This is a genomic window from Paraliomyxa miuraensis, assembly GCF_026337845.1.
Lineage (GTDB): Bacteria > Myxococcota_A > Polyangia > Nannocystales > Nannocystaceae > Paraliomyxa > Paraliomyxa miuraensis.
Map to the genome: position 1 here is coordinate 92974 of NZ_JAOVZF010000150.1, position 17901 is coordinate 110874.

Genomic DNA, 17901 nt, shown 5'->3' on the forward strand with positions numbered 1-17901 from the left:
GCCCTCAACGCGAGGCTAGGTCACTTTGGCCGAATTGAGAAGTGCGCGCGCCTGAGGATCGCCGGGACGGACGCGCTGCACGAGCCGCGCCTGCTCGGCCGCCGATTCGAGCTGTCCCGCGGCAAGGAACGCTCGGCCGATCATCAGCCGCAGATCGGCGACCACCGACGCCCGAAGCGACGCGGGGCCCTCGCTGGGCTCCACGAGGCCGCGCAGGGCCGCGAGCGCCAGGTCCCGCGCACGAGGGGGGTCTTGCTCGCGCACCGCATCTGCCGCATGGGCCAGGTGCTCGACGGTGGGATCGGACTCCGCTGCCTCCAGGAACAGTGGGATCGCCTCGGTGCGGTAGCCCCCTTCGGCCATCGTCGTTGCGCGCTTGAATGCGTCCTTGGCGCGCTGATGGCGCGCCAGGGAGCGCACCGCCTCCCAGCGCTCCCGGAGCGCCTCGTCGCTGGGATCGAGCTGCAGCGCGAGTCGAAGGTTGTTGGCCGCGCTGGCGTAGCTCTTGGAGGCCTCGGCCTCGTCGGCCGCCAGGAGGTGCTCGGCCACCTTGGTCTTGACCGCGCCCACCAGCCGCTCGCGCTCACGCTCGGCGCGCCTGACCTCGCGCTCCGCTCGGCGCAGCTCTGCTTCCTGCTCCTCCCTTCGTCGCCGTAGCTCCTCGGCCGCCTTGCGCGCTGCCTCCTGCTGCTCGGCTCGACGCTGGCGCTCGACCTGCTCGGCCCGCTCCGCCTCGACCAGGGGATTGCGAACCTCCTCGTACTGGAGTGCCGCATGCGCGGCCTTGGCTCGAGCGAAGAGGCTCGACAGCAGCGAGCGGTAGCGCCCGAGATCGCGCCCCTTGTAGGCGTCGGGGTGCAGGCGGCGGCTCGAGTCGCGAAAGGCCCCGCGAATGACCTTGAGATCGTCGGTCGGGCGCAGGCCGAGCCACTCGAACGGGGTGAGCTCGTCGACGCGATCCTCGAGCGCCAGCAGCCAGCGCTGATCGTCCAGGCCGATGCCCAGCGTCGGATCCAGACGAGGATCATCGGCGGACACCGGCGACACGACGGGCCCATCGTCGGGCTCGGCCACCACGGGGACCTCACCGGTCGCGGGTCCCCGCGCCGACGGTTGCGACGAGTCGCCCACGGGCTCGGGGGCAAACGGGACGGGGGTCGGCGTGCTGCGACGACTCGCGACCAGCTGCTGCTGCAGCACGCGTCGGCGCCGCTCCTCGGCCTGCACGCGGAGTTCCTGGGTGCTCTGGCGCCGACGGGGCGGGGTCGTGGCCACCGACGGCGCCGGCGCGGGCTCTCCCGCGCGACGCAGCGCGCCCAGCTCGAGCAGGCGCTCGACCAGCTGCTCGGCGGCTGCGGTCCCCAGCCCGCTGCCCGCGATGAGCTCCCCCACGGTCAGCTGCCCCTGCACCCGACTGAGCACGAAGTACTCCTCCGGCCGCAGCGGCATGGTCTCGGGGCGCGCCTGAGGATCGAGCTCCAGACGCAGGGAGCGGTCGAGGGCCACGGGGGCCTACTCTAGCCGTTTCTGGGCTCGACCTCGGGATCTCCGGAGATCGAGCCCAGCGCGTCGCTCTTGGGCTCCCACGGGCTCGGCCCCGCCCGCGGGTGGCCGGGCCATGCCCCCTCAGCCTTCCTTGGGCTTGCGCTGCAGGTGGAGGTTGAAGTCGGCGTTCCCGAGCGCCGCGTAGAGCCGGGTCCACAGCAAGAGCCACGCCTCGGTCCCGCGGGCGGTCGTGATGTCGCCGAGGTCGATCACCGAGCGCCACCCGAACTGCTCCGTCAACAAGCGCGTCACCTCGGCCTTCGCCTGCGCATCGTTGCCGCTGACGATCACCTCGTGATCGCCGGGCACGAACCCGGGGTCCACCATGATGGGGTTGGCCATGGTGTTGAGCGTCTTGACCACCTTGGCCTCCGGGAACGCGCGCTGGATCTGCTCGCCGAGCGAGTCGTCGTTGCAGACCGACAGCGTGGGCGGAAAGCCCTTGGAGAAGTCGAGCGGATTGCTCAGATCGACCAGGATCTTGCCCGCGAGGTTTTGGGCCCCCGCCGCCTGCAGGGCCTGCAGCGAGGCCCCGCCCGCGGTGCAGTTCCACACCTGCTCGCCGAACGCCGCCGCCTCGGCAAAGGTGCCCTCGGACGCCCCCTTGCCCGCCTGCTGCGCCCATGCGGTCGCCTTGTCGCCGCCCGCGGTGCGCGAGCCCATCATCACCTCGTGGCCGAGCGCGACCAGCTTGCTGCCGATCTGCTGGCCGACCGTGCCGGTTCCCAAGACTGCGATCTTCATGTGCGTGCCTTCCTTCGTCCTGCCCCTCGTCGGATGGAGAGGCCGTTCGAGCCTCCCGGGTGCATGCGAAAGCTAGACCCCCACCCCTGCGGATACAACGTCGGCTTCGTTGGCACTTCATCAACCACGGGTTGACAATCCACGGCATACTCGAGTCCGCCATGGCGGACCTCTTCGATGGAATCGTGCCCTTCGTCCACGCCGCGCGGGCCCGCAACTTTCGGGTGGCGGCCGAGCAGCTCGGGGTGACCCCGGCCGCGATCAGCAAGGCGATCAAGCGCCTCGAGGCCGAGCTGGGGGCCACGCTGCTGCACCGCACGACCCGCAAGGTGAGCCTGTCCGAGGAGGGTACGCGGTTCCTGGCGCGCTGCGAGGACGCCATCGCCCACGTGCAGGCGGGGCGCGATCAAGCGGCGGCCGCGGCCCGAGCCCCGCGCGGCGAGCTGACGGTCTCGCTGTCGTACGTGCTGGGGCCGACGCTCGTGGCCCGGCTGCCGCGCCTGCTGGCGCGCTACCCTGCGCTCCACCTCGATCTACGCCTGACCGATCGTCGCGTGCGCCTGGTCGACGATCGGGTCGACGTGGCGCTGCGGGTGGGTCCCCTGCCCGACTCGACGCTGGTGGCTCGCAAGCTCATGCAGCCGCGCTGGATCACGGTGGCCGCGCCCGACTACCTCGCCCGCCACGGGGCACCGGGGACCCCGGAGGCGCTGGCCGATCACGCGTGCCTTCGCTTTCGCTCGCCACGTGGCAAGGCGGTGCCGTGGACCTTCCTCGACGCCCCGGGCGGATCGCCGCGCAGCCTCGATGTTCCGGGCCGCGTGGACCTGGACCAAGGCGAGCTCATCGTGGCCGCGGCCGAGGCCGGCGTGGGCGTGGCCCAGGTGTTCGACTTCATGGTCGAGCGCGCGCTGGCCAACGGCCGCGTGGTCGAGGTGCTGCGCGACCACGCCGCCCCCGGCCCCCCCGTCCACGCGCTGGTGCTTCCCGGGCAGCAGAGCACGCCCAAGGTGCGAGCGTTCCTCGACTTCGTGTCCGAGACGCTGGGCCCGGGCGGCCGTCGCTGACGGGGCTAGTACGCGCGCTCGTCGGCCACCACCCCCGCGCAGCCGCCCGGACCGGCGGGCGCCGATGCGCCCGAGCCATCGCCGCGCAGGCCTCCCTGCCCGCCCGGGCCGGCCGTGCCGGCCGATCCGCCCATGAACGCGACATTGCCGGTGGTCACCATGGTGGAGCCGACCGAGGCGATGCCGATGGCCGGGCCCGCACAGCCTCCCGAACCGCCACCGCCACCGCCACCGCCACCGCCCGCGGCTCCGGCCGCCCCGGGCTCGGGCTCCTCGCCGCAGTTGGTACAGCCACACGGTGGTGCCCCGGCTCCGAACGCACCGCCCGAGCCCCCGTTGCCGCCGTCGCCTCCGGCTCCGCCGTCGCCTCCGGAGCCCAGGAACACGTCGGTGTTGGTCACCTCGATCTCGGCATCGATGATCACCATGGCGAACGATCCCCCGCCCGAGGAGCCCGACAGCCCGCCCGCACCTCCGCAGCCCCCGGCTCCACCGCCGCCACCGCCACCGCTGCACGGCTCCTCGGCGGTGTTGATGTCGCAGCCGAGGGGATCGCTGTCGAAGCCTCCGGCGCCACCGCCACCCCCACCCCCACCATGCAGCCCGCGGCCGCCATCGTTGCCGGCGGCCGGCATCCACAGCCCGCTCATGGTGAACAGGCCGTCGGGATCGGTGGCCACGACCCCGGCCAGGCCGTTGGCCCCCACCCCGCCGGCGAACCCCGTCGAGCCCGGGGTGGCGCCATCGAAGCACCCGCCGCAATTGCTCGAGCCGGCCGACCCGCCTGCGCCCACGGCGGTCGGATCGCCACCGGCCGACCCGGGCTGGCCGTTCTGCGACGGGCACACGTTGCCGTTGCCTCCGTTGCCACCGACGGCTCCGCAGACCGAGGTGCCTCCGGTGCCCCCCGAGCCCTGGTCGGCCGGCGTGCCGGCCGCGCCGGCCGTGCCGGCCGTGCCGTCCGCTCCGCTGGCCCCGGCCCCGGCTGCCCCAGCCACCACGGTGCAGTAGTCGAAGTGCAGCAGGCCCCCCATCGCATTGCGCACCCATACCGTGTAGGTGCTGGCGCCAGCGCTCGCGAAGTCCATGCCCACGATGGTCAGCCCGTCGATCTCGGTGACCCGGTCGATGTCGTTGGCGATCACCGCCCGCGCCTCGGTGGCGACGATCGTGACGTCGTTGCTCAGGATGTTGCGGTTCCAGCTGCTGGCGTCGTAGCCCCCGTAGAGGCTGGTGCCGTTGCCCAGGGTGATCGTGCCCTCGTAGGTGCCCTCGGCGATCAGCACCGGGCGGGGCGGATCGAACCCCTGTGAGATCTCGATGCCGCGCGCGATGGTGGCCACGGGGTCGTCGCTCGACAGGCCGGTGTTGGAGTCGTCGCCGCCCAGATCGCTGACGAACACCGAGCAGTGGGCCAGGCCGTCGATGCCGTCGGCGTTCTCGTCCACGCCACCGACGTCGGGCACATCGATGCCATCGCAGCCGCAGCCGGGATCCTCGGGACCCGTGCAGCCAGGCTCGCCGCCGCTGCTGCTCTCGCTGCTGCTGCCGTCGGTGTCGTCGAGAGCCACGGTGGTCGAGTCGCTGCTGCTGCCGTCGCCCGTGCTGGTGACCACTGCGGTGCCGCCCGTGGAGGCACCGGTGGTCGAGTCGACGGCAGGGCTCGTGGTGGTCTCGTCACCGGTGCTCGACGAGCCCGCAGTCGAGACGACACCTGGCGGATCGGTGCACGCAGGCAGCAGGGCCACTGGAACGAGCAAGCGGCTGGCCAGTCGGCCAACCGCTACGCCCACCATGAAATCGCGATCACGAGACGACGAGACCATGGCCCACCGTATTAGCCCCGCGGCTGCTCGGTTGACAAGCCGAACGACGACGGCGGGAGCAACAACCCCATCGCCGCGCAGTGCACCGCGCCCCCCAGATCGGTCAGCTCCGCGGCGGGCACTCGCACGACCTCGACCCCGGGCAGCGCATGCTCCAGGATCGCCATGGCCCTTTGCTCGGCCGGCCTGGGTGGATCGGTGAACGAGGGCAGCAAGTACGCGTGGGGCAGCCGTACGCCGTTGACGTAGGCATGCAGATCTCCCACCAGGTTGCGCGTGGTGGGCAGGCGCACCACGGTCAACGGCCGGCCGCGTTGGTCCGCAGCGGCTCGAAGGCCACGCACCACGGTGTCGAGCGCCGCGGCCACTTCCGGCTCGAGCTCCGGATCCGCCTGTGCCACCGCCACCGTGCTCGGGCTCAGGAATTGGGCCATGAGATCGATGTGCCCCGTGGGCTCCTGTGGCAAACCCGGTACCAGCACCAGCACCTCGCAGCCGAGCGCGGGCAGCAGCTCGGTGGAGATCCCAGCGCCCGCGTCGCGCAGGCCATGCGCCCGGAAGTAGCCATGGGTGGCGGCACACAGGCCATCGCCGCTGCTGGCCACCGCACCGCCATCGACCGACCAGGGCAAGGGGGTCACGGGGACACCCAAGCGCCGTCCGAGCACGACGGGCACTGCATCGTCGAGCGGTCGATCCTCGTACGCGGGGTCGAGCCAGCGCAGCGTGCCGTCGGCATCGCGACGCTGGAGGGGCCCGTAGTCGCGAACCCATGGAGAGTCGACCATCACCGGCAGCAACTCCACGCGCGTCCGGGCGGCGGGCGACAGGGTGGCATCGAGCCAGCGCTGAGCCTGCGCGGCGTCGACCTCGTCCTCGCGCAGCACCATGACCGGCACATGAGGAGCGGCCGCCTCGAGCAACGACGCCAGCGAGTCGGGCCACGTCCAGGTCAGCGTCACCAGCAGCGCGTCGACGGGCTCGTGATCTCCCACGAGCACCCCGGGCAGCGGCGTCGCGGTCTGCAGCACGCGATACCCGGTGGGGTCGATCCCCGCGGCGGGCATCCCATCGAGCAAGGGCCCCACGAGCAGGGCTGCGGCCCACCAGGACACGGACGAGAGTATGGACTCAGGTGCCGTCCACGAGGTAGCGGGCCATGTCCAGGTGGAAGTGGTTGCGGTGGATCCGATCGAACGAGGGCGTGAGCACCACCGAGAACGCGTGCTCGTCGTAGGTGCGGCGGGCCACCGCCCGCAGGAAGCGGCCGGCGGCGTCCTTGGGCTCGGCGCCGTCGCGCGGGTACTTGCCCAGCACCGGGATCTCCTTGCCGTTGGTGAGCGCGAAGTACTTGATGTCGATCGCGTTGGCGTAGCTGTGCTCGCTGACCCAGCCGGGGTAGTTGGCCATCTCGCGGCAGCTGTAGGTCCCCATGTGCTTGATCCGCTTGACCCGGCGGCCGAGGTGGCGCTCGGCCTCCTCTTGGATGATGCCCTCGAGCTTGGCCATCCCCAGGGCCACGCCGCAGGTGACCTGGGGGTTGCCCCAGCTGATCCCGCCGGGGCCCTTGGTGTAGCGAACGACCTGCGCGGCCCCGCAGGTGATGCCCGACTTGGTCTTGTGCAGGGGGATCCGCGAGGGCTTGTACTCGATGCCGGCCTCGGCGAGCTTGGCCTCGCAGTCGGGGATCACGTCGGGGGGGCCGACCCAGACCTCGTCGGACTCGTCCTCCGACTCGTCTGGCTCGGCATCACTCGGCGCATCGTCGGGCTTGGTGGGGGTTGGATCCTCCGCGGTCTGGTCGGGCGTGGGCTCGCCGACCACCGACGAGACCGGGGTGGGTGCGGGCTGGTCGTGGGCGAGCGCCGCGGGTGCCTCCTCGGCATGGAGCACTTCGGTGGCGAAGAACGCGGCCAGCGCCGCCATCGAGAGCCCCCCCGCAGCTGCCACCAAGAGCCGAATGCGCATCGGCCGATGTACGCACGGGACTTCGTTTGGTTCCGTGGCCCCGGTGACATCGGGTGAATCCTCCACTCCCCCAAGAAATGGGGCTGGCCAACCCCAATGAGGATGAAGAAGCGGATCGAGGTGGGGGTGTTCGACCCCAAGAGAATGAACGAATGGATCGTGGATCCGTGCGTTCAGCCTCCGCAGGGCGCCGGAGCGGCTCCGCAGCGCCCCCACGTCGCTCCTCGCCTATCCTCCGTGCGTGCGCGCCCTCGCCCTTGCCCTCGCTGGCTTCTGTGCGTTCGCACCCGCCTGTGCTCGCCAGGGCTCGACCACGCCGCCGCGCGAGCTGACGGTCTTGGCCCACTCCGCCCTCATGGGTGAAGCCGACGAGATCATCGCGGCGCTGGCCTCGGGCGAGGTCGATCGAGTCGCCGCCCGCATGACCCCGCGCCTGCGCGAGCGGCTGCCGGCGCTCACCCTGCAGCGATCCAGCCGCGACCTCGCGCAGCGCTACGGCCAACCCGCGGGCATCCTCGAGGAACGCCTCCAGCGCGAGGGGGCGCTGCTGTGGTACTCGGGCCTGATCGTCCACGAGCGCCCGGGCCCTCGCGGCCGCGTCGTGCAGACCCCGGTGCTCTACCAATTCGCGCTCACCCCCACCCGCCAGCTCGAGCGCCTGCTGGTCCGCGAGCACTGGTTCATCGACGAGCTCACCGCTCCCGCGCAGGCCTACGTGCCCGTGACCCGCCTGCACGTGCCCGCGCAGGGCGAGTGGACGGTCGCCCAGGGCGGGCCCACGCGCGAGCTCAACGCCCACCACGGCAGCACGTCCCAGCGCTTCGCCTACGATCTGGTGCTGATGGTCGATGGCCGCTTTCGTCGCCGGGGCACCAAGGACAACGATGGCTACCATGCCTACGGGCAGCTGCTGCGCGCCCCCGCGGCCGGCGAGGTGATCCGCGTGGTCGATGGCGTGCCCGACAACGAACCCGGCGTGCGAGGAGAGGCGGGCGGCAACGGTCTGGTGATCGATCATGGCTTTGGCGAGGTCTCGTCGCTGTGGCATGCGCGCCCCGGTAGCCTGCGCGTGAAGGTGGGCGATCACGTCGAGGCCGGCCAAGTGGTCGCAGAGGTCGGCAACAGCGGGCGCAGCACCGGTGCCCACATCCATCTTCACCTGTCCCACCCCCACGCCGGCGGTGAAGGCGACGCGGAGCTCGCCCTGCCCGCTCCATTCGTCGATGTGACCGTCGACGCGCAGGCCCGCGATCGCGTGCTGCCGATCAAGGGCCAACGGATCGAGTCGAGGGCCCGGCTGGGGGACTGACTCGGAGCCGGCGCGGGTCGGCGAGCGTGGGCGCCAGGCCACCTGGACAACCCCCCGGGTCCAGGCTATCGAGCGGTTCGCTCATGAACCATGCGGCGAGCCGTGCGGGTCCGAGTCCTCTGGTCGTCGCGCTCGCGGTGATGATCCTGTGCGGGATCTGGGGCAGCACCTGGTTCGTGATCAAGGCGGGCCTGCGCGACCTCCCGGTGCTGTCGTCGGCCGCCACCCGCTTCACGCTGGCCGCCCTGGTCTTCACCCTGCTGGCCCCGCTCCTTCACCGCCGCGAGGGCGGGGAGCGCCCCGCGTGGTGGCTGTCGTTGGGCATGGGCCTGCTCAACTTCGCGATCTCCTACGGCATCGTCTACATGGCCGAGACCGTGATCCCCTCGGGGCTCACCAGTGTGCTGTGGGCCGTGTTCCCCATGATGACCGCCGCCCTCGCCCATCGCTTCTTGCCCGGCGAGCGCCTGGGCGCCCGCCAGTGGCTGGGTTTTTGCGTGGGCCTCGGCGGGGTGGCGGTGCTGTTCGCCACCGATCTGCGCCGGATCGGTGGCGAGGCGCTGTGGACGGGGGCGTTCCTCCTGCTCAGCCCGCTGTCGGCGGCGGCCGGCCAGGTGCTGGTCAAGCGCCACGGTCCGGCCGTATCGGCCACCCTGCTCAATCGAAACGGCATGATCGTGGGCGCGACGGCGCTGTGGCTGGTGGCGCTGCCCCTCGAGACCCAGTCGAGCGCCACGTTCACGGGCCAAGCCGTCGCGGGGCTGGCGTACCTCGCCCTGGTGGGCACCGTGGTGTCGTTTGGGCTCTACTACTGGCTGCTGCGCTACGTCGACGCCAGCCGCCTGAGCCTCATCGCGTACGTGACCCCCGCCCTGGCGCTGTGGCTGGGCTGGGCCGCAGGCGACGAGCCGCTGACGCGCTCGACGATCGGTGGCAGCGCCCTGATCCTGCTGGGCATCGCGCTGGCCCTCGGCCGACACCGACGCCGAGCCTCGGACCACGCTCCGAGCTCGACGCCGGCATCGAACACCCCGGATCGGTGAGCCATCCGACACCCATTGGTGCGCGCAACGCTTGCATTCGCTTTCTGCGCGCCAAAACCGGGTGGTACCCTGGCCAAGCCCCCTCTCGTTTGGTCCCGCCCGTGCCCACGCCCACCGACGACGAGCTGATCCAACGCTGGCGCAGCGAGCCTGCCCCGCTGCTGCCCCTGTTGCACGCGTTCCACGATCGCGACGGCCACCTCACCGACGACGCCTTGCGCGCGGTCGCCAAGGGGCTGCGAATGCCCCTCGCGGACCTGTTCGGAACGGTGACCTTCTACCACCACTTCGCCCGCACCCCTCCGGGCCAGCGCGCGCCGCGGGTGTGCGACGGACCGGTGTGCCGCCTCCGCGGCTGCGACGCGCTGCTGCGGGCGCTCCCCGACGCCACCCCAATGCCCTGCGCGGGTCGCTGCGATGCACCGATCCCCGTGCTGCGCGGCGCCGAGCTGCTGGTCGGCACGACCGCCGGCGGGGCCTTCGGCGCCCAAGGCGACGAGCGTGGATGGCCGCCCCCCGAGGCGTTCCTTCGCCTCGAGCCCTCGCCCCTGCCCCCGCCCTACCCCGGTGCGGCGGGGGACGGCAGCGGTGAGTGCGTGTTCGCAGAGATCCGCACGCCGGGTCGCGCCACCCTGGCCGGCTACCGCGCCACCGGCGGCTACGAGGCCCTCACCGCCGCGCGCAGCCCGTCCGAGATCATCGACGTGATCACCCAAAGCGGCCTCGCTGGCCGCGGCGGCGCCGGCTTTCCCACCGGCCGCAAGTGGCAGGCGGTGGCCGACGCACCCGGCGATCCCAAGACGATCGTCTGCAACGCCGACGAGGGTGAGCCCGGCTGCTTCAAGGACCGTGCCCTGATGGATCACGATCCCCATGCGCTGATCGAGGGCATGGCCATTGCCGCGCGGGCCACGGGCGCCACGCGAGGCTTCATCTATCTGCGCTACGAGTATCCCGACACGATGGTGATCCTCGAGCGTGCCATCGCCGAGGCGAAGACCGCCGGGCTGCTCGATGGCTTCGCCCTGTGCGTGCGCCGAGGCGCGGGGGCCTACGTGTGCGGCGAGGAGACCTCCCTGCTCAACAGCCTCGAGGGCAAGCACCCGTTCCCGCGCAACCGCCCGCCCTACCCGGTGACCCACGGCTACGAGGACAAGCCCACCGTGGTCAACAACGTGGAGACGCTGTGCGCGGTGGCCCCGATTCTTCGCCACGGCGCCACGTGGTACCGCACGCTGGGGCTTGGCGATCATGCGGGCACCAAGGTCATCAGCCTCTCGGGCGACGTGGTCCGACCCGGCAACTACGAGGTACCGATCGGCCTGCCCCTTCGCACCTTGCTCGACGAGTGGGCCGGCGGCCCCGGCCCGGGGCGCTCGGTCCAGGCCGTCACCATGGCCGGTCTCTCGGGCGGCCTGCTCGGGGCCGAGCGCCTCGACGTCACCCTCGACGAGCCCTGCCTGCGCAGCCACGGCTCGTTCCTCGGCGCGGGCGGCATCATGGTCTTCGACGACACCCGCGACATGGTGGCGGTGGCGCACGAGGCCATGGCGTTCTTCGCCCACGAGTCGTGCGGCAAGTGCTTCCCGTGTCGGATCGGCACCCAGCGCCTCAGCGAGAGGCTCAGTCCCGGACCCGGAGGTTCGGGCCCCACCGAGCTCGATCCCTGGACGACCGAGGTCGTCGACATCGGCGATGCCATGAAGGCCACCTCGGCCTGCGGCCTGGGCACCGCCGCCCCGCTCATCACCGACAGCCTGCTCAAGTACTTTCCCGAACAGGTGGCCCGCCACCTCGCCGCGAGGAAGGCATGAACCAGCCCATCCAGACCCCCGCCCCCTCCACCTTGGCCGCCGTCATGGAGATGGACGGCCAGGAGGTCTCGTTCACCCCAGGCGAGACGATCTACGAGGTCAGCCAGCGCATGGGTCGGCAGGTGCCCACGCTATGCTACGACGACCGGCTCGACCCCTTCGGGGGGTGTCGCCTGTGCGTGGTGGAGGTCGAGGGGCTGCGCAATCCCGTGGCCTCGTGCACCACCAAGGCCACGCCCGGCATGAAGGTGCACACCAAGACCCCCACGCTCGAGCGGCATCGCAAGACGCTGCTCGAGCTCGTGGTCTCCGAGAACCCCAAGGCCACCATCGATCCGCTGCGGGGCAGCGCCTCGCAGGAGCTCGTGCAGCTGCGCACGCGCTACGGCGTCACCGGCGAGCGCTTCGCCGGCCACCACTCGGGCCAAAGCCGCACCGACGACGCAAACCCCTTCATCCTGCGCGACTACGACCAGTGCATCTCCTGCTACCGCTGCGTGCGGGTGTGCGCCGAGCAAGAGGGTGACTACGCCATCAGCGTGCGCGGTCGCGGGTTCGAGACCAAGATCACCACCGAGTTCGACGGCCTCTTGCAGGACTCGGCCTGCACCTTCTGCGGCCAGTGCGTGCAGACCTGCCCCACCGGGGCGCTCGCCGATCGCAAGGCCATGCGGGCGCAGGCCGACCCCGAGCCGATCGCGGCCACCCGCTCGGTGTGCCCCTACTGCGGGGTGGGCTGCTCGGTGGATCTGCTGTCCAAGGGCGACAAGCTCGTGGGCATTCGCCCCGCGCGGGACGGCGGCGCCAACCTGGGGGCGCTCTGCGTCAAGGGTCAGTTCGCGTTCGACTTCGTGCAGCACGAGGATCGCCTGCGCACCCCGCTGGTGCGCGGGGACGACGGCACGCTGCGCCCCGCGAGCTGGGACGAGGCGCTCGATCGGGCCGCGGCCGGCTTTGCGAAGGCGCTGCACGACCACGGCCGCCACAGCACCTATGCGATCGCCTCGGGTCGTGCGCCGCACGAGTCGGCCTATGCGATCCAAAAGCTCATCCGTGCCACCAGCGGGACCAACTACGTCGACAACTGCTCACGGGCTTGACACGCTCCCACGGTGGCCGGTCTGGCCGCCACCATCGGACGCGGGGCCATGAGCAACCCTCTGGCCGACATGGAGAAGCCCGACGTGATCTTCGCGATCGGGACCAACATGACCGAGTGCCACCCCGTGGCGGCCACTCGGCTCAAGAAGGCGCTGCGGCGCGGGGCCACGATGATCGTGGCCGACCCGCGGCGGATTCCGCTGGCCGAGATCGCAGACATCTACCTGCCGCTGCGCGTCGGCACCGACGTGGCGCTCCTGCTCGGGATGGCCCACGTGATCGAGCGCGAGGGCCTGTGCGACCGTGCGTTCATCGAGGCCCGCACCGAGGACGCGGAGGCGTTCTTCGAGCACGTGCGGCAGTTCACCCCCGAGTGGGCGGAGACCATCTGCGGGGTCCCGGCCGCCGACATCGAGCGCGCGGCGCTCCTGTACGGCCGGGCCGAGCGCGGGGCCATCTACTACACGCTGGGGATCACCGAGCACATCTGCGGCGTCGACAACGTGCAGAGCCTGTGCAACCTGGCCCTGATGACCGGCAACATCGGGCGCGAGGGCACCGGCATCAACCCGATGCGCGGTCAGAACAACATCCAGGGCGCCGGCGACGCGGGCGGGCTGCCCAACAACTTCCCGGGCTTCCTGCCGGTGACCGACCCGGACAACGCCCGGCGCTTCAGCGAGCTCTACGGGCGGGAGATCGAGCCCGTCAAGGGCATCACCAAGGTGCGCGCGCTCGAGCTGGCGGCCGAGGGCAAGCTGCACGCGATGATCATCGCGGGCGAGAACACGCTGGTCAGCGATCCCGATCGGGCGCACTGCCAGCACGCGCTCGAGAACCTCGATCACCTGGTGGTGATCGACATCTTCCTCACCGAGACGGCCGAGCTGGCCGATGTGGTGCTGCCCGCGAGCGCGTGGGCGGAGACCGATGGCGTGTTCACCAACACCGAGCGACGGATCCAGCGGGTGCGCGCGGCCGTGCCCGCGCAGGGGCAGGCCAAGCCCGAGTGGTGGATCGTGGCGCAGATCGGCCAGCGCATGGGCGCGCCCGGGTTCGAATGGCACTCGGCCCAGGACGTCTTCGACGAGCTGTGCTCGGTCTCCCCGATCTACGCCGGGGTGGACTGGGAGAAGGCTGGCACGGGCAAGTACCACTGGCCGGTCCCGGAGCAGGGCCACCCCGGCACGCCGCGGCTGCACGAGGACGAGTTCCCGAGCCCCTCGGGCAAGGGCAAGTTCATGCGGGTCGGCTATCGCGATCCGGCCGAGGTGGTCTCGGAGCAGTTCCCGGTGTGGCTCACCACCGGGCGCCGCCTGCAGCACTACCACACGCGCACCATGACCGGCCGCGCGGGCATGCACTTCTTCGTGCCTCAGGAGGTCCTCGAGGTGCACCCGGACGACGTGGCCCGGTGGGGGCTGACCGACGGAGGGAAGTGCCGCATGGTCGGCTCGCGCGGGGCGGTGGAGCTGCGGGTGGAGGCGACCGATCGCTCGCCGCGGGGCACCGTGTTCTGCAGCTTCTCGTTCGGCGACGTGCCGGTGAACGTCCTGACCGGGGCGGGGTACGATCCGGTCACGGAGACGGCGGAGCTCAAGGTCTGCCCGGTGCGGCTCGAGCCGGTGTAGCGCCCGAGCCGCACGCACCACCCCTACTGCACGCAGACCGGCTCGGGCTCGCAGGTCCCGGCCATCCCGCAGTACTGGCTCTCGCACGCCTCATCGTCCTCGCACGCGCCCCCGTTGGCCACCAGCGGCTGACAGGTCCCCTCCCCGAACTCGAGGTCGTAGTCGCAGTAGAGATCGCCGCTGCAGCCCGTGCCGATGAAGCCGTAGTCACACGACGAGCCCACGCCTCCGGGCACGGCGCAAGTGTTCGAGCCCGCGTCGCAGCTCAGGCCCAGGGCGCAGATGCTGGCCTCGGGGTTGCACGCCTCGCCCTCGCCACGCAGGCGCTGACAGGTCATCGAGTCGATGTCGCAGGCAAACGGCGCCGCGCACTGGAAGTCGGCGCACGCCGCTCCCTCCCCGGGGCCCGGATCGCACACGCCACTGATGCACGAGAGCCCGCTGCGGCACTCGTAGCCGCCCGGGCAGGTCTCGCCGGCGGCCTTCTCCGCCGCGCAGAGTCCGGTCTCGTAGTCGCAGTAGGCCCCGTCGACGCAGAACGCCTCGCCCGTGCAGTCCTGCCCGACCGCCGCCTCGGGCGGCGGCGCGATGCAGGTGCCCTGGCAGCAGGCCATCGTGCACTCGGTCGCCTGGCAGTACTGGCTGACGCACTGCTCGCTGATGAAGCAGGCGTTGCCGTTGTCGATGGTGCCCTGGAACACCCGCTCGCACGACTCCTCGGCGAAGGTGTCGAGGAAGCCCTCGCAGGTCGCATTGCGAATGGCATCGAGACAGGTGCCGGCCGCCGAGGCATCGTAGATCACGGTGCCGTTGGCGATGGCGGCGTCGAGATCGGCCGGCAGGCGCACGAACGAGCCCCAGGCGTCGACGCACAGGTCTGCGCTGGTCGCAAGGCCGCACGCGACGAAGTAGTCGCACAGTGCATCGATCTGTGCGTCCACGAGCTCGTCGTACTGCGGCTCGCCGTTGCGATCGTCGCGACAGCCGAGCGAGGAGGTGAAGAGCGCGAGGACCGAGAGCGCGACGAGACCAAGCCGACGTTGCATCGAGCAATCCTACCCCGTCGTCGCGGCACCCGAGCACGCCCACGATCGCCCACGGGCAACGGCGTTCTTGCCGGCCGTGCCGCCCCGTCGCCCTCGGCCCGGGGCGCGGGCTATCCCTTCGACGATCCGTCGCCCTGCCCCCGGGGCATGCGGGCCCGCGGATGCGCCTGCTCGTAGACGTCCATCAGCCGCCCGATGGACAGGTGGGTGTAGCGCTGCGTGGTGGACAGGCTCGCATGACCGAGCATCGACTGGATCGCCCGCAGGTCGCACCCGCTCTCGAGCAGGTGGGTGGCGAAGCTGTGGCGCAGGCCATGGGGGCTGATCCGGGCGCTGGCCTCGGTGATGCTGCGGCGCTCGACCAGGTAGCGCACCTGACGATCCGACAGCCGGCCCCCGCGGTTGCCCAGGAACACCGCCTCGGCGGGCGACTTGGGCCGCAGCAGGCGCGGCCGAAGCTCGAGGTACTCGCGCAGCGCCTGCGCGGCCGGCCGCCCCAGCGGCACCACGCGATCCTTGCCGCCCTTGCCGAGGACCACCCGCACCAGCAGGCGATCGCCCTCCCAGCGCAGGTGCGAGAGATCCAGCCGCACGCACTCGCTCACGCGCAGCCCGGCGCCATAGAGCACCTCGAGCACGGCGCGATCGCGACGCGCATGGACCTCGCTCGGCACGACCACCGTCGAGGCCGCGACCGCCTCGGCGGGGGCCTCGATCATCGCGGTCACGTCCTCCACCGGCAGCGCGACCGGCAGCCGCTGCCCCCGCTTGGGGTTGCTCACCAGCGCGGCCTCGTTGTCCTCGACCAGGCCCTGCCGCCGCAGGAACTCGCCGAAGCGCCGCAAGGCCGAGAGCTTGCGTGCCATGGTGCTCGGCGCCCGCTTGCCGTGCATGGTGGCCAGGTGCGCCCGCACCTGGCGGACCTGCAGGTCGGCCGGCGTGGCGCCCCGGCCCGTGCGCTCCTCGACGGTGTCGAGGAACTGCGCGATGTCTCGCTGGTAGGCGCGCACGGTGTGCGGCGACGACCGCACCTGGCTCTGCAGGTGCTCGACGAAGCGGTCGAGGGCGTCGCGCATGGCCTCGAGCCTACCCGATGCCGCGAGCCAGGCGAAGGAATCGACGCCGGCGCCCGCCAGCCGGCGCCGAGGCGCTCAGCCCACGACCTGCGGCTGCCACAGCTGGATCGGGTTGCCTTCGGGGTCCGCGAGCGTGGCGAAGCGTCCGTTGGGGTACTGCTCGGGATCCACCACGACCTCGATCCCCGCGCCGCGCAGCTGCTCCACCATGGCGTCGAGCTCCCGCACGCGGAAGTTGATCATCCACTGCTGCTCGGGTCGCCCGAACATCTTGGTGTCCTCCGGAAACGGAGCCCACACGGTGGTTCCCGCCTCCTGCGCCCACGCCTCCCCGTCGTAGCTCGTGGGGACCACGGAGATCCCGAAGTGCTGCTCGTACCACTTCGCCAGCCCGCCGGGGTCGCGCGAGCGAAAGAAGAACCCACCGATGCCCGTGATCTTCTCCATGCCCGCGAAGGGTACCAGGATGACCTCGGTCGTGGGGACGATGCCCCACCGCCGCGTGAACTTCCCCAGGCACCGGCCCGACCCGGTCGGCGAATCGCGAGGGGCCACCGCGATGCGTCCTCGCTGGTATGCCCCCTGCATCCACGCAGACCCGCATGGCCACGAGCGATTCGGACCGGCCGCCCGTGACATTGTTCCTCGGAGGCGACGTCATGACCGGCCGGGGCGTGGATCAAGTCCTCCCCCACCCCGGCGATCCCGAGCTGCGCGAGGCCCATGCCACCCGGGCCACCGCCTACGTTCGGCTGGCGGCCAAGGCCCACGGACGCATTCTGGCCCCGGTCGATCCCACGTACGTCTGGGGCGACGGACTGGCGATCCTCCAGCAGCACCAGCCCGCCGCCTCGGTCGTCAACCTCGAGACCAGCATCACCAATAGCCGGGACTTCCGGCCCGGCAAGGGCGCGCACCACCGCATGAGCCCGGACAACATCGATTGCCTGCGCGCCGCTCACCTCGACGTGTGCGTGCTGGCCAACAACCATGTGCTCGACTTCGGGCGCATGGGCCTGCTGCAGACCCTGCAGACCCTGCAGCGCGTCGGGATCGGGTACGCCGGGGCCGGTCGCAACCTGGTCGAGGCCACGCGACCCGCCCGCGTGACGCTGGGACACGGGCGCACGCTGTGGGTCTTTGCCCTGGGCAGTCCCTCGAGCGGAATCCCATGGGACTGGGCCGCCAGCACCACGCGCCCTGGCCTGTGGCTGTTGCGGGAGCCGACCTCCGCCGTGGCCGATGCGATCGCCAAGCAGGCCCGCCTGCTGGCGCGGCCGGGGGACGTCGCGCTGGTCTCGATCCACTGGGGCAGCAACTGGGGCGAGGAGATTCCGCAGGAGCACGTGGACTTCGCCCACCGCCTCGTCGACGGAGGCATCGCCGTGGTGCACGGGCACTCGTCCCACCACGTACGCGCGATCGAGCTGTACCGGGGTCGGCCGATCTTCTACGGCATGGGCGATCTCATCACCGACTACGAGGGCATCTGCACCCCCTCGCGCTGGCGCAGCGATCTGGGCGTGATGGGCATGGTGACGCTGTCGCCGGAGGCCGGGACGCTCGTGGAGCTCCGGCTCTACCCCATGCGGATGTGCCGGATGCAGCTACGTCGCGCCGACGAGCCCGACCGACGCTGGCTGGCCGAGGCGCTCGATCGGATGAGTGAGCCGTTCGGGGCGCGGTTTGGGGAGGATGCGGACGGGGCGATCGTGCTGCGGGGATGAGCGA

At 71.4% G+C, this 17901-nt stretch carries 14 protein-coding genes; 6 read left to right on the forward strand and 8 right to left on the reverse strand.

From position 1 onward, the window contains the following. Nucleotides 1–15: 15 nt before the first annotated feature. A complete protein-coding gene (locus tag OEB96_RS17275; RefSeq protein ID WP_266217101.1) occupies nt 16–1506 on the reverse strand; it encodes a tetratricopeptide repeat protein in 1491 nt (496 codons plus the stop codon). A 120-nt stretch (nt 1507–1626) separates the two neighbouring features. Next, nucleotides 1627–2289: an NADPH-dependent F420 reductase gene (locus OEB96_RS17280; protein ID WP_266217102.1), complete on the reverse strand. Its 663-nt coding sequence runs from the start codon at nt 2287–2289 to the stop codon at nt 1627–1629. Between the two features lie 161 nt (nt 2290–2450). Between OEB96_RS17280 and OEB96_RS17285 the strand changes: the two genes are divergently transcribed. Beyond that, nucleotides 2451–3356 (forward strand): LysR family transcriptional regulator, encoded by a 906-nt coding sequence (locus OEB96_RS17285; protein ID WP_266217104.1) that lies wholly within the window; start codon nt 2451–2453, stop codon nt 3354–3356. Nucleotides 3357–3361: 5 nt separating this feature from the next. Here OEB96_RS17285 and OEB96_RS17290 read toward each other — a convergent pair whose 3' ends face one another. Genes OEB96_RS17290 through OEB96_RS17300 form a run of 3 tightly spaced genes read right to left on the reverse strand, consistent with a single transcriptional unit; the run spans nt 3362 to nt 7150 of the window. Then, a complete protein-coding gene (locus tag OEB96_RS17290; RefSeq protein ID WP_266217106.1) occupies nt 3362–5182 on the reverse strand; it encodes a hypothetical protein in 1821 nt (606 codons plus the stop codon). Nucleotides 5183–5193: 11 nt separating this feature from the next. Continuing rightward, the gene (locus tag OEB96_RS17295; RefSeq protein ID WP_266217108.1) at nt 5194–6297 is read right to left on the reverse strand and encodes an agmatine deiminase family protein; all 1104 of its coding nucleotides are present in this window, start codon (nt 6295–6297) and stop codon (nt 5194–5196) included. 16 nt (nt 6298–6313) lie between these two features. After that, nucleotides 6314–7150, reverse strand: a complete 837-nt coding sequence (locus OEB96_RS17300) for an extensin family protein (protein ID WP_266217109.1) — start codon at nt 7148–7150, stop codon at nt 6314–6316. Between the two features lie 241 nt (nt 7151–7391). On the opposite strand from OEB96_RS17300, the gene OEB96_RS17305 reads away from it, so the two are divergent. The 4 genes from OEB96_RS17305 to fdhF all read left to right on the forward strand — a co-directional run bounded on the left by OEB96_RS17305 (nt 7392) and on the right by fdhF (nt 14048). Beyond that, on the forward strand, nt 7392–8459 hold the full coding sequence (locus OEB96_RS17305; protein ID WP_266217110.1) for a M23 family metallopeptidase: 1068 nt from the start codon (nt 7392–7394) through the stop codon (nt 8457–8459). 83 nt (nt 8460–8542) lie between these two features. Further along, nucleotides 8543–9502, forward strand: a complete 960-nt coding sequence (locus OEB96_RS17310; RefSeq protein ID WP_266217111.1) for a DMT family transporter — start codon at nt 8543–8545, stop codon at nt 9500–9502. Nucleotides 9503–9603: 101 nt separating this feature from the next. Then, nucleotides 9604–11316, forward strand: coding sequence for an NADH-ubiquinone oxidoreductase-F iron-sulfur binding region domain-containing protein (locus tag OEB96_RS17315; RefSeq protein ID WP_266217112.1), 1713 nt, complete (start codon nt 9604–9606; stop codon nt 11314–11316). A gap of 50 nt (nt 11317–11366) precedes the next feature. Then, a complete protein-coding gene (gene fdhF / locus OEB96_RS17320; RefSeq protein ID WP_407674645.1) occupies nt 11367–14048 on the forward strand; it encodes a formate dehydrogenase subunit alpha in 2682 nt (893 codons plus the stop codon). Nucleotides 14049–14071: 23 nt separating this feature from the next. On the opposite strand, the gene OEB96_RS17330 is transcribed toward fdhF, so the two are convergent. The 3 genes from OEB96_RS17330 to OEB96_RS17340 form a co-directional block, all read right to left on the reverse strand. Next, nucleotides 14072–15094 carry a Dickkopf N-terminal cysteine-rich domain-containing protein gene (locus tag OEB96_RS17330; protein WP_266217113.1) on the reverse strand — a complete coding sequence of 341 codons (1023 nt, stop codon included), beginning with the start codon at nt 15092–15094 and terminating at the stop codon, nt 14072–14074. A gap of 110 nt (nt 15095–15204) precedes the next feature. Further along, nucleotides 15205–16170, reverse strand: a complete 966-nt coding sequence (locus tag OEB96_RS17335; RefSeq protein ID WP_266217114.1) for a tyrosine recombinase XerC — start codon at nt 16168–16170, stop codon at nt 15205–15207. 75 nt (nt 16171–16245) lie between these two features. After that, complete coding sequence (locus OEB96_RS17340; protein ID WP_266217115.1) at nt 16246–16725, reverse strand: VOC family protein; 480 nt, start codon at nt 16723–16725, stop codon at nt 16246–16248. Nucleotides 16726–16772: 47 nt separating this feature from the next. Here OEB96_RS17340 and OEB96_RS17345 point away from each other — a divergent pair, with 47 nt between their 5' ends. After that, nucleotides 16773–17897, forward strand: coding sequence for a CapA family protein (locus OEB96_RS17345; protein WP_266217116.1), 1125 nt, complete (start codon nt 16773–16775; stop codon nt 17895–17897). Nucleotides 17898–17901 lie beyond the last annotated feature (4 nt).

Excerpts from the sequence above, each read along its gene's own strand:
- OEB96_RS17280 (WP_266217102.1), bottom strand. The coding sequence starts at position 2,289 with ATGAAGATCGCAGTCTTGGGAACCGGCACGGTCGGCCAGCAGATCGGC.
- OEB96_RS17285 (WP_266217104.1), top strand. The coding sequence starts at position 2,451 with ATGGCGGACCTCTTCGATGGAATCGTGCCCTTCGTCCACGCCGCGCGG.
- OEB96_RS17290 (WP_266217106.1), bottom strand. The coding sequence starts at position 5,182 with ATGGTCTCGTCGTCTCGTGATCGCGATTTCATGGTGGGCGTAGCGGTT.
- OEB96_RS17300 (WP_266217109.1), bottom strand. The coding sequence starts at position 7,150 with ATGCGCATTCGGCTCTTGGTGGCAGCTGCGGGGGGGCTCTCGATGGCG.
- OEB96_RS17310 (WP_266217111.1), top strand. The coding sequence starts at position 8,543 with ATGAACCATGCGGCGAGCCGTGCGGGTCCGAGTCCTCTGGTCGTCGCG.
- OEB96_RS17330 (WP_266217113.1), bottom strand. The coding sequence starts at position 15,094 with ATGCAACGTCGGCTTGGTCTCGTCGCGCTCTCGGTCCTCGCGCTCTTC.
- OEB96_RS17335 (WP_266217114.1), bottom strand. The coding sequence starts at position 16,170 with ATGCGCGACGCCCTCGACCGCTTCGTCGAGCACCTGCAGAGCCAGGTG.
- OEB96_RS17345 (WP_266217116.1), top strand. The coding sequence starts at position 16,773 with ATGGCCACGAGCGATTCGGACCGGCCGCCCGTGACATTGTTCCTCGGA.